The organism is Halorubrum ruber, assembly GCF_018228765.1.
Classification (GTDB): domain Archaea; phylum Halobacteriota; class Halobacteria; order Halobacteriales; family Haloferacaceae; genus Halorubrum; species Halorubrum ruber.
In genome coordinates this window covers 2666033-2678076 of sequence record NZ_CP073695.1, presented here as the reverse complement: position 1 = coordinate 2678076, position 12044 = coordinate 2666033, and the positions used below count along the sequence as shown (strand labels likewise).

The following is a 12044-nucleotide window of genomic DNA, read 5'->3' as shown; positions in this document are numbered from 1 at the left end:
ATGTCCGAAGACGCTCCCAACGAACGTCGACTCCGGCTCCGCGCCGTCCTGAACGCACAGTCCACCGCGATCCTCGTCGTCTGTCTCCTCCTCGTCGCGGTCGGGGCGGGGCTCGCGTACACGACGCACGTCGACCCCGGCACGGAGACGGAGAGCCGGACGGTTTCGTCTCTCACCGTCGAGAGCGAGTACCGCCACAGCGCGACGGTGACGGAGCCGAACGCCGTCTTCGAGACCGGCACGGAGCTCGACGGGCGCGACACGTACTTCACGCGGATCGCGCCGGAGCTCGACGTGGACGTGGCGACGAGCTACGCGGCGTCGACCGCCGAGAACGTCACCGTCGAGGTCGGCTCCACGCTCGTGATCCGCAACGTCGGCGAGGAGGGGACCGTCTACTGGCGCGAGACGGAGCCGCTCGCGTCGGAGACCGTCTCCGGCGTCTCGCCCGGCGAGACGGTGAACGCCTCGTTCGCGCTCAACAGCACCGCGATAGACGGGCGGGTGGCGTCGATCGAGGAGGAGCTCGGCGCCTCGCCCGGCGAGACGGAGACGTTCGTCACGACCGACGTGGCCGTCGACGGGTCGATCGGCGGCGTCCCGACGGCGTCGACGCAGACGCTCGACATGACGATCACCCACGGCGGCGACACGTACTCCGTCGACGAGCCCGGCGTCCAGTCCGACACGACTGAGCGGACCGAGCAGATGACCGTGGAGCGGGAGTACGGCGTGCTCCGCTCGTTCGGCGGGCCGCTCCTCCTGCTCGTCGGCCTCGTCGGCGCCGGCGGGATCGGGTACGCGACGCGGGAGTACGACCTCGCGCTCACCGACGCGGAGCGGGAGTACCTCTCCTACCGCGACGACCGCTCGGAGTTCGCCGAGTGGATCACGACGTTCCGGCTCCCGGCGTCGGTCCACGAGCGGCCGACCGCCGAAGCGGGGTCGCTGCGGGACCTCGTCGACTTCGCGATCGACAACGACACCGGCGTCGTGGAGGACCCCGAGACCGGCGCGTTCCACGCCGTCTCCGGCGAGTTCGTCTACACCTACCGCCCGCCCGCGCCGGCGGTCGAGGGGGACGGAGAGGGCCCCGCCGACGCCGATGCGGTCACCGACGCGGACCCCGGCCCGACGGCGGCGGCGAGTCCGGACTCGGCCGCGAGCCCCTCGGCTCCCGCCGAGGACGGCGACTCGCCGGACCGCGGGGTCGACGCCGCCGACCTCGACGCCCCCGATGTCGACGTACCGAACGAAGGGGACGTCTGGGACACGGACTCACGTCCGACCGACGCCGACGCGGAGGACTCGGACGAACGGGACGAGGAGGTCTGACCCCCGGTCGCGACCGCGACCTCGACCCCTACTTTAGTCGCTCTCGCCGTCCGTTTCGACCTCGTCGCGCCACGAGTGTGCCGGCTCCCACCCGAGCAGCCGCTTCGCCTTCGAGCAGTCGAAGACGGACTCGTCGCCGTCGAGGTCGCAGTCGGCGGGGCGGTCGCCGTGAACCGCCTCGATCGTCGCGGCGGTGTCGCGGCCGAGGAAATTCTCCGCAGAGACGATCAGCACCGCCTCGTGGCCGTCGACCTCGGTCTCGGGGTCGATCGCGGCCTCGATCGCGGAGACGACATCGCGCACGTCGACGGAGGACCAGCAGTTGCCGCTCGGCTCCGCGGTCGCGGGGTCGAACGTCTCCCGGGCCTCGCGGCGCCGCTCGTCGCCCGGGAGCGTGACCCACGAGAGGCGCAGCGAGACTGCGGGGACGCCGTGCCGGCGGGCGGCGGCGGCCGCGACCTCCTCGCCGACGACCTTCGAGAGCCCGTACGGGTCCTCGGGTTCGGTCGGCGTCTCCTCGTCGATCGGGAGGCTGTCGGGGAGCCAGTCGTCTTCGGCGAAGACGGTGCCGTAGAGGCTCTCGCTCGACGCCCAAACGATGCGGGCGCCAGCGGCGCCGGCCGCGTCGAAGACGTTGTACGCGCTCTCGACGTTGTTCGCGAACACCCGCGAGCCGGCGTGGTCCTCTGGGTGCGGGATCGCGGCGAGGTGGACGACCGCGTCGGGCGCGGCGGCGTCGACCACCTGGCGCGTCTCGCCGTAGTCGGTGAGGTCCGCCGCCACGTAGTCGACGTCGTCTCGGCGGTCGTCCGTCGGCGGCGTTTCGCGGTCGACGGCGACCACCTCGCGGCCCGCGTCGGAGAGCGCGTCGACGGTCCACGCGCCGACGCCGCCGGCGCTTCCGGTGATCAGTACCGTGTCCATGTCCCCGCGAGCGCGCTCGGGCGGAAAAGGGGCAGCGATTCGCTTACGCGGACGCTTCGTAGCCGGCCTCCTCGATGGCGGCCACGACCGCGTCGACGTCGACGTCGCCCTCGACGGTCGCGGTGCCCGCCTCGTGGTCGGCGCTCGCGGACTCGACGCCCGGCAGCTCGCCGAGCGCGTCGGTCACGTTGTCCTCGCAGCCAGTACACGACATGCCGTCGACGTCTATCGTCGTCATGCGCGCCGGTTTGCGCCGCGGGCACAACTGCCTTTCCGTCGCCCCCGTGGGCGACCGGTTCTCGGGATCGTTTTCGCGTCCTTCGATCGCCGGACTGCTTTTGCCCGCGCCGGTCGAACGCCCGGTCATGCGCACGCTCGACGAGACGGACCGAGAGATCATCCGGCTGCTGCTGGCCGACGCGCGGCGGCCGTACAGCGATATCGCCGAGCGGGTGGACCTGTCGGCGCCCGCGGTGTCCGACCGCGTGGACCGGCTCCGCGAGGTGGGCGTGATCGAGGGGTTCACGCTCCAGATCGACGGCGACGCGCTCTCCGACGGGCTGCGGGTCCTCGCGACGCTCGCCGTCGACCCCGCGGACGCCGAGCGCGTCCACGAGGCGGTCGCGGCCCACGAGCGCGTCGAGCACGCGTTCCTCACCGCGGACGGCGAGGTGACGGTCGCCGCGCGCGTCGAGGAGGGGACCGCCCGCGACCTCGTCGACGAGGCGGTCGGGTTAGAGAGCGTAACCGAGCTGTCGGTGCGCCCGCTCGACGCCCACGAGTGGTCGCCCGCGGTCGGGGACGCGGACCTCGCGGTCGACTGCGTCGAGTGCGGCAACACGGTCACCGCCGAGGGGGAGTCGGCCCGGATCGACGGGACGCTGTACCACTTCTGTTGCGGCTCCTGCCGGGAGAACTTCGAGGAGCGGTACGACCGGATCGAGGAGGGGGCGTAGTCGGGAGACGGTCTCTGGACGCGCCGCGGAGAGTAACGTACTTGAGTGCCCGCCGGTTAGCCGGAGTCGCAGTCCCGTGGTGTAGTGGCCAATCATAATGGCCTTTGGAGGGAATCCGTCCGCGTCTGCGACTCAAACGCGGTTGTTGGGCGTTCCGGTAAGAACGCCCGTCGGATACCCGAAGTCAGCCATTGACGGCGGTTCGAATCCGCCCGGGACTATTCTCCGAACGAAGTGAGGACGAATAGTCCCGATTACGGATTCGAAGCAGGGAACGGAGCGAAGCGGAGTGACCGCGGTTCGAATCCGCCCGGGACTACTTTTCAGCGATCCAGTAAACCGCGGAGTCCGTTGTCCGCCGCCTACGCCTCGTCGAAGAACTCGTCGAAGAGACCTCGGACGCGTCCTTCGATCTCGTCGCGGATCTCGCGGACGCGCTCGAGGTCCTGTCCGTGCGGGTCGTCGAGCGCCCAGTCGCGCCCCTCGACGCCGTCGGCCAGCGTCAGCGTCGAACATCCCATGGTGGCGACCACGTCGCACGCGTCGAGCTCGGCGGTCGAAACCTCCCGGGGGACGCGGTCGGCGAGGTCGATGTCGAGTTCCCGCATCGCTTCCACGACCTCGGGGTGGACCTCGTCGGCCGGGTGCGTCCCGCCGGTCACGATCTCGACGCGGTCGTCGAGGCCGCGCTCGCGGCGCTCGCGCTCCGCGAACGCCGCCGACATCTGGCTGCGGCCGGCGTTCTGGACGCAGACGAACCCGAACGTGACGACGTCGTCGTTCATACTCGTGCGTCTCGGCGCGCCGGATTAACCGTTCCTAAGAGGGCTATAGAGCAGTATGTATTTCGCGCGGCGAGGCCGACGGGCGGGGGTCCGGCGACCGCCGCTCACTCCAGCACGACGGAGAAGCCCCACGTCGCCGACGACTGCGGTTCGGCGTCGTCGGACACGACGGAAACCGTCGTCTCGAACCGGTACTCGCCGACCGGGAGGCAGGCGTCCTCGCCGGGCGTCGCGTACAGGTCGACGAGGCGCTCGCTGGACTCGCCGGGGTCGAGCGCGAACGTCCGGTACTCCTCGGTGATCGCGATGGTGTCGGTCAGCCGCCAGCAGCCGGGTTCGGCGGGATACTCGCCGCCCGCCGGGAGCAGCACGAGCGCGTCGTCCGCGTCGGAGACGTACTCGAAGTGCGCGGCCCGCCCCTCGCCGACGCGAATCCGCTCGTCGCCCGCGTTCGTCAGCCTCGTGCGGAGCTGCGGCGGGTGGTCCTCCGTCGCGGCCTCGCGAGCGATCTCGACGGCCGGCCGAATCGGGAGCTCGACCTCGTCGTCGACGGAGACGATCGAGACGCCCGGCCCGCCGGTTCCCTCGGGGCGCGTGCCGCCGATGTCGGTGCCGTTGCCGCTGTCGATGCCGTTGCCGTCGCTACCGTCGGGAGTCGACGTACAGCCGGCGAGCGCGAGCAGCCCGCCGGCGCTCGCGCCGCCGACCCCGCGGAGGTAGCGCCGTCGCGTCGGTGTCATGGGTCCGACAGCACCGGCGCACGTATAGCCTTACTGCCGGGGGCGCTCCCCCGCAGATCATGTGTGTTATTTTTTAGCATGTAGGTCGTGGGGGTCCTATGGAGATCAGCGATTACCGGGACGCGGTCGCGGCGAACCGGCGCGACCACGGCTTCGAGGCGGTCGAGGCGGGGGCGGAGGAGTTCGAGCGCATGTGGATGACCCGCGAGACGGACGACACGCTCGGCGACGTGGCGGTGTTGGCGACGCTCGTCGAGGCGGACGAAACTGAGGGAGACGGGAGCGACGCTGAGACGCTCGCGGACACCGCGGCGGCGTTCCGCGACGTGCTCGCCGACCGGATCGACCCCCAACCCGGACGCGCGGACGGCGGCGAGGCGCCGACGCCGATCGGCTACATGACGTTCGCGACCTCGGACCCCGACGCGTCGCTGCTCGCCGCGATGAACGGGTTCACGGTCGCGAAGCGGCGGACGAACGTCTTCCCGCTCGTGTACGACGCCGAAGCGGAGCGGCTCCACCGCCACGAGGTGCCGCGGCTGAAGGGCCGCGGCATCTACCGCCGGCAGGCGGACGACGCCGAACGCCTCTTCGACGTATAAATACTGGGCAGTGGATCGGGGGTAAGCGTCGCCAACGTGGCGGCCGGTCGTTTATAAATAGCTGATTGTGGATCGGCGGAGAACGCCTCCAAAGTTCCAGCCGTTCGCTTATAAATAACTACGAGCAGATCGGCGGTGACCACCGCCAAAGTCCCAGCCGGGAGGCCGCAGTACGCTCGTTGCGCTCCTCGCTCGCTTCGCTCGCTGCGGTGCTTACGTCGCCTACTGCGGCCTCCCGACTGCCCCTTTGAGTCCCACCCGACCGCGACCGCACAGCACCTCACGCCTCCCCAGCCTCGTCGCTGGCGGCTGGCGCCGCCAGCGACTCCCTCGCGCGGTGCTGCTCGCGGCCTGCCGGCCGCTCGCAGGCACGCGCCACCGCATCGATCCCGATATGCGTAGCGCGGATCGGCCGCTGTTGGATTTAAAAATAATAAAACGCCGAACCGCTCGCGCGCCGCTCAGACGAGCCGCGCCGCGATGCGCGCCGCGCCGTCAGCGGCCGCGAGCGCGGGCTCGTCGGGCGAGACGACCTCGACCTCGCGGTCGAGCTCCTCGCTGAGGCGCTTCTCGAACTCCTCGGTGAGGCCGGGGATGCACGCCATGCCGCCGGTGACGGCGAGCGGGCGCCCGAGCGCCAGCTGGTAGGGCTTCATGTGGTCGTTCGCGAGCTCGGGGAGGAACTCGTTGGCGACGACGTCGACCGCCTCGTCGATGTAGCGGTCGATCGGCTCCTGGACGCCGCGGTCGACGGTGAACTCGTGGCTCCCGCCGCCCGGCTGCTGGACCACGTCGGTGAACGGCTCGAAGTCGTACACGTCGCCGTGCTGCTCTTTGTACTCCCGGGCGGTCGTCCGGTCGATGTGGACCCGGCCCTGGGTCTCCTCCTCGACGGCGGCGACGATCCGGCGGTCGACCTCGTTGCCGGTCACCGAGCCGGTCGAGAACGGCGAGAGCTGCTCGCCGCGCCGGTAGGCGCACGCCTCCATCGTCGTCGAGCCGAGGTTCACCGAGACGAACACCTCGTCGATCGCGTCGAGCCCGTCGCCGTAGGCGGGGATCGCCCCGCACAGCGACTCGGGGTAGCTCCGCGTCTCGACCTGCCCGATCGAGGAGCCCTCGATCACCGACTTGAGGTTCTCGACGCCCGCCTCGTTGTCGATGGTCGGCACCGCGTAGACGACCGCGCTGTCCTCGGGCACGTCGTGGGCGTCCACGACCGCCTCGAAGAAGCGCTCGGCGTCCGCCACGCTGTCGTCGTCCTCGGGGAGGCCCGAGCGCAGCATGAAGCGCACGCGGTCGGGGTACTCCACCGCGGCTTCCTCGCCGAACAGCACCTTCTCCTCGCCGGTGATGGCGTCCTCGTAGGTCGCGAGGCAGGTCAGTATCGAGTGGCGCTCGCGGCCGCCCCGGCCGTCGGGAATGTCGAGTACCGTCCGGGTGCTGCCGAGTTTCACGCCGACCGCCGCCGATTCGTCCGATTCGTTGATGTCCGTGGATTCGTCGTCGCTCATTGGTCACTCGCACACGAAGCGATCCGGACGATGGAGACGAGGCTGATCCGGTGGTCCGCGGGGGTGAACGGCCGGTCGCGCGTCGGGGCGTCGAACCCTTCCAGCCGGCGCGAAAGCGCCGCGACCGCGTCGTCGCCGACCCAGTCGATCTCGCCGTAGTAGGACAGCGCGTCCCGGCTCCGCACGTGGCCGCCGACGTCGACGAGGTAGCCGAGCCACTCGCCGATCTCGCGTTCCGCCGCGGGCGACGCCGGGATCGCCGTCAGGTACGGTCGATCCGCGGTCCCGCCCCCGTTCAGCCGCGCACCACGCTGACGCTGGAGCAGCTCCGTGAACGCGGCCGAGCGCGCCGCCTGCTCGGCTCGGTTCTGGTTCGGCCGCCGGAGCGCCCGCTCCCGAGGCGCTCCGTCCGCACCGTCTCGCGGGGCGTCCGCGATCCGGCGCAGCTCCCGTACGTCGTATCGTCGTGGATTCAGACTCATGTTTCCGTCCGTCGTTCGCGTCCGTACCCGAACCCTCTCGGCGGGGTTATATGATAGTTGGCTCTCAGTTATCAGCGGTGAGAAACTACCGCGGGTGACGCTGTCCCGGTACCGGTGGGGCCGTCCGCGTCACCGGTCGTCCGACTCGGCCCACGGGAGGGGTTCGGTACACCAGTGACAGAAGTCGAGGTCGGCGTCGACCTCCTTGCCGCAGCTGGGACAGGTGACCTCCAGCGTCTCCCCGTCCTCGCCGTCGCCGGCCGCGGCCGGCGGGGACCGACCCCCTCCCGGTCCGTCGTCGCCGTCCGCGTTCGCGGCCCGCCGCCGCATCGCCTCGGTGGCGGCGTCGATGCGGTCGCGCTCGGCGGCGTCCGCCCGCCCGACGAGGTACGCGTCGAGCGCCGACAGCGCGGACAGGAGGACGATGGGGAGCGCCACGTCGGTGGGGACCGCGGCCGACACCGCCGCGGGGTCGGCGAGGGGGTCGACCGGTTCGACGTCGTACAGCGTGAACAGCGCGACCCCGCCGCCGACGATCGTCAGGTGCCACAGCAGCGCCCGCCCCCATCGGCGCAACGATAGGTGGCCGAGCCCCGGGAACACCAGCGCGAGCAGGGCGGCGAGGACGGGGCGCAACTGGCTTCGCATACGGCCGCGGTTCGGCCGGCCGGTACTTAGGCCTGCGGTGTCGTCGCCGTCGCGCGGCGGTCGCCTCCCCGACCGACTCGGTCCGGATAACAACCGTTAATCGCGGCCCGCTCGTCGGCCGCCACATGAGCAGCCAGCGGGCGACCGCGTTCGTCCCGGGCCACGTCACCGCCTTCTTCAGCGCGCACCCCGCGGACGACCCGGCGGTCGCCGGCTCGCGCGGCGCGGGCGTGACGCTCACCGACGGCGTGACCGTCCGGGTGTCGGCGCCGGCCGGCGAGACCGGTGCGGCGACGGGCGACGGCGCGGACGGCGAGACCGGTGCGGCGACGGGCGACGGCGCGGACGGCGACGGCGGCGCGGACGGCGACGCCGCGAGCGACGGACCCGGATCTCGCACTATCGACGGCGAGCCCGGATCGATCGGCGCGGTCGACGACGTCCTCGCCGAACTGGGCGCGCGCGGCGCCGACGTGGCCGTCGAGACCGACCTCCCGATCGGCGCCGGCTTCGGCGTCTCGGGCGCCGCGGCGCTGGGGGCCGCGCTCGCCGCGAACGACGCGTTCGACCGCGGCCGGTCCGAGAACGAGCTCGTCCGGATCGCCCACGCCGCGGAGGTCGGCCGCGGGACCGGCCTCGGCGACGTGGTCGCGCAGGCGCGCGGCGGGGTCCCGGTCCGGCTCGAACCGGGCGCGCCCGGCGTCGGCGAGCTCGACGGCGTCCCGGCGACCGCGCGCGTCGAGTACGTCACGTTCGGCGAACTGTCGACGGAGGCGGTGTTGGGCGGCGACACCGACGCACTCACGGCGGCGGGCGAGGACGCCTTGGACCGCCTCCGCGCGGACCCTCGACTCCCGACGCTGATGGACGCGGCCCGGCGGTTCGCCCGCGAGGCGGACCTGCTCGTCCCCGAGGCGGCCGAGGCGATCGTGGCGGTCGACGCTGACGGCGGCTCGCCCGAATCGTCCGGGTCGCCCGACGACCTCGGCGCCGCTATGGCGATGCTCGGCCGTACCGTCTTCGCGCTCGGGACCGGACTCTCGGACGCGGGCTACGACCCGGATGTCTGTCGGATCGACGCCGCGGGCGCGCGGCTCGTCGACGAGCGCAGCCGGGAGTAAGGATTTTGTCTCGCTTGGCCGGAGTAACGCCCATGGCCGAATCGCTCCGTTCGTTCTTCGACGAGCTCGAAGCGTCGGACCGGCACCTCGTCCTCCTGAACCGGTCGTCGCCGGACCCGGTCCGAAACCTGCTGGACTCGCTGCTCGACGGCCAGCCCGTCTCGGTCAGCGAGGAGGAGTCGGACTCCGCGGCGGACGACGACGTGGTCGCGCTCGTCGAGGACGGGTCAGTCGTCGCGCGCTCGACGCTCGACGAACTGCTCGAATCGGTGCTGCTCATCAACTCGGACCTGTACAAGTCCGGCGGGATCGAACTCGACGAGGTCGCGCTCCCGGCCGTGTTCGAGGGGCTCGACGAGGTCCCGTTTCGGGTGCGCGGCTACCCCGCGTCGAACAAAGAGAAGCTCCTCCTCATCGTCGTCTCGCGCGTGATAGAGCGGATCGCGGCCGAATACGGTGCCGGAACGCTGCGCGCCTCCTTCCAGCGACTCTCGCGGATCGACGACGAGCGCGGCACCCGGGACGTGTACGAGCGGGTCGCCGGGAGCGGCGTCGACGTCCACGTGTACGGCGTCGGGGAAGCGGACTCGCTCTCGGGGCTCCCGCTCACCGTCCACACCGGGACCTCGTACCCGTATCAGCGGTCGTGGTTCGTCGTGTTCACGCCGCCGGAGGGCGCCGACGGCGACCACGTCGCGCTGCTCGCGCTCGAAGACGAGCCGAACGTCTGGGACGGGTTCTGGACGTTCCGCCCGGAGCTGGTGACGCGGATCGAGCGGTACATCGCGGAAGAGGTCTGAGGCGGGCGGTTAGGGGAGAACCGTTGGATCGAGGCGGCGAATCTGTGATTTATACCTGTTTCGCGGTGGCGCGTGCCTGCGAGGCCGCCTTGCGGCCGAGCCGCGAGGGACCGAAGGTCCCTCTGGAAGCCGGCGCGAAGCGCCGGCGACAGCACGCGCGAGGGAGTCGGCCGACCGCAGGGAGGCCGACGAGGCTGGGGAGGCGTGAGGTGCTGTGCGGAGCGGTGCGGGGTGGGACTCAAAGGGGCAGCCGCGAGGGCGAAGGCGGCCGAAGTAAGCACCGCAGGAGCGAGCGAAGCGAGCGACGAGGAGCGCAACGAGGCCCCCGAGCCCTCGCGGCTGGGGCTTTGAGGGCGTTCGGCGCCGGTTCACAATCGACCACGTATAACCGAGCGGCTGGGGCTTTGGCGGTGTTCGCCGCCAATCTGCCAGCAATCCTTGATACGTAAACGGCTGGGGCTTTGGAGGTGTTCCCCACCGATCCAGCAGCAGCCATTTATAAGCGGGCGACGAGCGTGTAGAAAGCACTCCCCACTGACTACACTCTCGAAACGTACTCTGCGCCCGCCGACGAACAAAGCTTTACCGCGTCGCCCGCCTATCTCCGGCAAATGGTACTCGACGACCTCGGCACGTCCCTGCGGAGCAGCCTCGACAAGCTCCAGGGGAAGTCCCGACTCTCCGAGAGCGACGTCGAGGAGATCGTCAAGGAGATCCAGCGCTCCCTCCTCTCCGCCGACGTCGATGTCTCCCTCGTGATGGAGCTGTCGGACTCGATCAAGTCCCGCGCGCTCGAAGAGGAGCCGCCGGGCGGCACCACCGCGAAAGACCACGTCCTCAAGATCGTCTACGAGGAGATGGTCGAGCTGGTCGGCGACTCGACGGAGCTCCCCCTCGAAAACCAGACGATCCTGCTGGCCGGCCTCCAGGGGTCGGGGAAGACCACCTCCGCGGCGAAGATGGCGTGGTGGTTCTCGAAGAAGGGGCTCCGCCCCGCGGTGATCCAGACGGACACCTTCCGGCCGGGCGCGTACGACCAGGCGAAGCAGATGTGCGAGCGCGCCGAGGTCGACTTCTACGGGAACCCCGACAACGACGACCCGGTCGACATCGCGCGCACCGGTCTCGAAGAGACCGAGGACGCCGACGTTCACATCGTCGACACGGCGGGGCGTCACGCGCTCGAAGACGACCTGATCGCGGAGATCGAAGAGATCGAGGGCGTCGTCGACCCCGACCGCTCGCTGCTCGTCTTGGACGCCGCGATCGGCCAGGGCGCCAAGGAGCAGGCCAAACAGTTCGAGGAGTCGATCGGCATCGAGGGCGTGATGATCACCAAGCTCGACGGGACCGCGAAAGGTGGGGGTGCGCTCACCGCCGTCAACGAGACCGACTCCTCTATCGCCTTCCTCGGCACCGGCGAGACGGTCCAGGACATCGAGCGGTTCGAGCCCTCGGGGTTCATCTCGCGGCTGCTCGGGATGGGCGACCTCAAGCAGCTCTCCGAGCGCGTCGAGCGCGCGATGCAGGAGACCCAAGAGGAGGACGAAGACTGGGACCCGGAGGACATGCTTCAGGGCGAGTTCACCCTGAAGGACATGAAGCGGCAGATGGACGCGATGAACAAGATGGGGCCGCTCGACCAGGTGATGGACATGATCCCCGGGCTCGGCGGCGGGATGATGGACGAGCTCCCGGACGACGCGATGGACGTCACCCAAGACCGGATGCGCCGCTTCGAGCGCATCATGGACTCGATGACGGAGGAGGAGTTAGAGAACCCCCGCGTCGTCGGTCAGTCGCGCACGGAGCGGATCGCCCGCGGCTCCGGCACCGACGAGGAGACCGTCCGGCAGCTCTTAGAGCAGCACTCGATGATGGAGGAGACGATCGGCCAGTTCCAGGGGATGGGCGAGGGCGACATGCAGCGCATGATGAAGAAGATGGGCGGCGAGGGCGGCGGCCTCGGCGACATGATGGGCGGCGGCAAAGGGCCGTTTTAAATAGTATCTCGTTCGCGAACTGATCACAAGTCGTCGCCCTCGCGGGCGATGGGGACTACCTCCAAAGCCCCAGCCGCGAGGCGGTCGCACGCTCACTGCGCGCTTCAGTCGCTTACTTCGTTCGCTCCTTACAG

13 protein-coding genes and 1 tRNA gene are annotated in these 12044 nt (G+C 70.5%); 7 read left to right on the top strand and 7 right to left on the bottom strand.

Annotated features, from left to right (window positions below):
* The gene (locus J7656_RS13240; RefSeq protein ID WP_017342436.1) at positions 1-1335 is read left to right on the top strand and encodes a DUF5305 domain-containing protein; all 1335 of its coding nucleotides are present in this window, start codon (positions 1-3) and stop codon (positions 1333-1335) included.
* Between the two features lie 33 nt (positions 1336-1368).
* Here J7656_RS13240 and J7656_RS13235 read toward each other — a convergent pair whose 3' ends face one another.
* Positions 1369-2259, bottom strand: a complete 891-nt coding sequence (locus J7656_RS13235; RefSeq protein ID WP_211553533.1) for an NAD-dependent epimerase/dehydratase family protein — start codon at positions 2257-2259, stop codon at positions 1369-1371.
* Positions 2260-2302: 43 nt separating this feature from the next.
* Entirely contained in the window at positions 2303-2497 is a 195-nt protein-coding gene (locus J7656_RS13230) for a heavy-metal-associated domain-containing protein (protein WP_017342438.1), read from the bottom strand.
* Positions 2498-2624: 127 nt separating this feature from the next.
* Here J7656_RS13230 and J7656_RS13225 point away from each other — a divergent pair, with 127 nt between their 5' ends.
* The gene (locus J7656_RS13225; protein ID WP_211553531.1) at positions 2625-3215 is read left to right on the top strand and encodes an AsnC family transcriptional regulator; all 591 of its coding nucleotides are present in this window, start codon (positions 2625-2627) and stop codon (positions 3213-3215) included.
* A 70-nt stretch (positions 3216-3285) separates the two neighbouring features.
* Positions 3286-3436 (top strand) — tRNA-Gln (locus tag J7656_RS13220).
* Positions 3437-3577: 141 nt separating this feature from the next.
* Here J7656_RS13220 and J7656_RS13215 read toward each other — a convergent pair.
* The gene (locus J7656_RS13215) at positions 3578-4000 is read right to left on the bottom strand and encodes an arsenate-mycothiol transferase ArsC (RefSeq protein ID WP_211553529.1); all 423 of its coding nucleotides are present in this window, start codon (positions 3998-4000) and stop codon (positions 3578-3580) included.
* Positions 4001-4104: 104 nt separating this feature from the next.
* Complete coding sequence (locus J7656_RS13210; RefSeq protein WP_211553527.1) at positions 4105-4740, bottom strand: hypothetical protein; 636 nt, start codon at positions 4738-4740, stop codon at positions 4105-4107.
* A 98-nt stretch (positions 4741-4838) separates the two neighbouring features.
* Here J7656_RS13210 and J7656_RS13205 point away from each other — a divergent pair, with 98 nt between their 5' ends.
* The gene (locus J7656_RS13205; RefSeq protein ID WP_017342442.1) at positions 4839-5342 is read left to right on the top strand and encodes a hypothetical protein; all 504 of its coding nucleotides are present in this window, start codon (positions 4839-4841) and stop codon (positions 5340-5342) included.
* Positions 5343-5803: 461 nt separating this feature from the next.
* Here the strand turns inward: J7656_RS13205 and J7656_RS13200 are convergent, their stop codons facing one another.
* The 3 genes from J7656_RS13200 to J7656_RS13190 form a co-directional block, all read right to left on the bottom strand.
* Positions 5804-6856, bottom strand: coding sequence for an actin-like salactin (locus tag J7656_RS13200; protein ID WP_017342443.1), 1053 nt, complete (start codon positions 6854-6856; stop codon positions 5804-5806).
* On the bottom strand, positions 6853-7338 hold the full coding sequence (locus J7656_RS13195; protein ID WP_017342444.1) for a FlaD/FlaE family flagellar protein: 486 nt from the start codon (positions 7336-7338) through the stop codon (positions 6853-6855). The genes J7656_RS13200 and J7656_RS13195 overlap by 4 nt, the downstream gene beginning before the upstream one ends.
* Before the next feature lie 129 nt (positions 7339-7467).
* Complete coding sequence (locus J7656_RS13190) at positions 7468-7986, bottom strand: zinc ribbon domain-containing protein (RefSeq protein ID WP_017342445.1); 519 nt, start codon at positions 7984-7986, stop codon at positions 7468-7470.
* 125 nt (positions 7987-8111) lie between these two features.
* Between J7656_RS13190 and J7656_RS13185 the strand changes: the two genes are divergently transcribed.
* The 3 genes from J7656_RS13185 (at position 8112) to J7656_RS13175 (ending at position 11910) form a co-directional block, all read left to right on the top strand.
* Positions 8112-9107: a pantoate kinase gene (locus J7656_RS13185; RefSeq protein ID WP_017342446.1), complete on the top strand. Its 996-nt coding sequence runs from the start codon at positions 8112-8114 to the stop codon at positions 9105-9107.
* 32 nt (positions 9108-9139) lie between these two features.
* Positions 9140-9907: a DICT sensory domain-containing protein gene (locus tag J7656_RS13180; protein ID WP_211553525.1), complete on the top strand. Its 768-nt coding sequence runs from the start codon at positions 9140-9142 to the stop codon at positions 9905-9907.
* Positions 9908-10518: 611 nt separating this feature from the next.
* Positions 10519-11910: a signal recognition particle protein Srp54 gene (locus tag J7656_RS13175; protein WP_017342451.1), complete on the top strand. Its 1392-nt coding sequence runs from the start codon at positions 10519-10521 to the stop codon at positions 11908-11910.
* Positions 11911-12044 lie beyond the last annotated feature (134 nt).

Excerpts from the sequence above, each read along its gene's own strand:
- J7656_RS13240 (WP_017342436.1), top strand. The coding sequence starts at position 1 with ATGTCCGAAGACGCTCCCAACGAACGTCGACTCCGGCTCCGCGCCGTC.
- J7656_RS13235 (WP_211553533.1), bottom strand. The coding sequence starts at position 2,259 with ATGGACACGGTACTGATCACCGGAAGCGCCGGCGGCGTCGGCGCGTGG.
- J7656_RS13230 (WP_017342438.1), bottom strand. The coding sequence starts at position 2,497 with ATGACGACGATAGACGTCGACGGCATGTCGTGTACTGGCTGCGAGGAC.
- J7656_RS13225 (WP_211553531.1), top strand. The coding sequence starts at position 2,625 with ATGCGCACGCTCGACGAGACGGACCGAGAGATCATCCGGCTGCTGCTG.
- J7656_RS13215 (WP_211553529.1), bottom strand. The coding sequence starts at position 4,000 with ATGAACGACGACGTCGTCACGTTCGGGTTCGTCTGCGTCCAGAACGCC.
- J7656_RS13210 (WP_211553527.1), bottom strand. The coding sequence starts at position 4,740 with ATGACACCGACGCGACGGCGCTACCTCCGCGGGGTCGGCGGCGCGAGC.
- J7656_RS13205 (WP_017342442.1), top strand. The coding sequence starts at position 4,839 with ATGGAGATCAGCGATTACCGGGACGCGGTCGCGGCGAACCGGCGCGAC.
- J7656_RS13200 (WP_017342443.1), bottom strand. The coding sequence starts at position 6,856 with ATGAGCGACGACGAATCCACGGACATCAACGAATCGGACGAATCGGCG.
- J7656_RS13195 (WP_017342444.1), bottom strand. The coding sequence starts at position 7,338 with ATGAGTCTGAATCCACGACGATACGACGTACGGGAGCTGCGCCGGATC.
- J7656_RS13190 (WP_017342445.1), bottom strand. The coding sequence starts at position 7,986 with ATGCGAAGCCAGTTGCGCCCCGTCCTCGCCGCCCTGCTCGCGCTGGTG.
- J7656_RS13185 (WP_017342446.1), top strand. The coding sequence starts at position 8,112 with ATGAGCAGCCAGCGGGCGACCGCGTTCGTCCCGGGCCACGTCACCGCC.
- J7656_RS13180 (WP_211553525.1), top strand. The coding sequence starts at position 9,140 with ATGGCCGAATCGCTCCGTTCGTTCTTCGACGAGCTCGAAGCGTCGGAC.
- J7656_RS13175 (WP_017342451.1), top strand. The coding sequence starts at position 10,519 with ATGGTACTCGACGACCTCGGCACGTCCCTGCGGAGCAGCCTCGACAAG.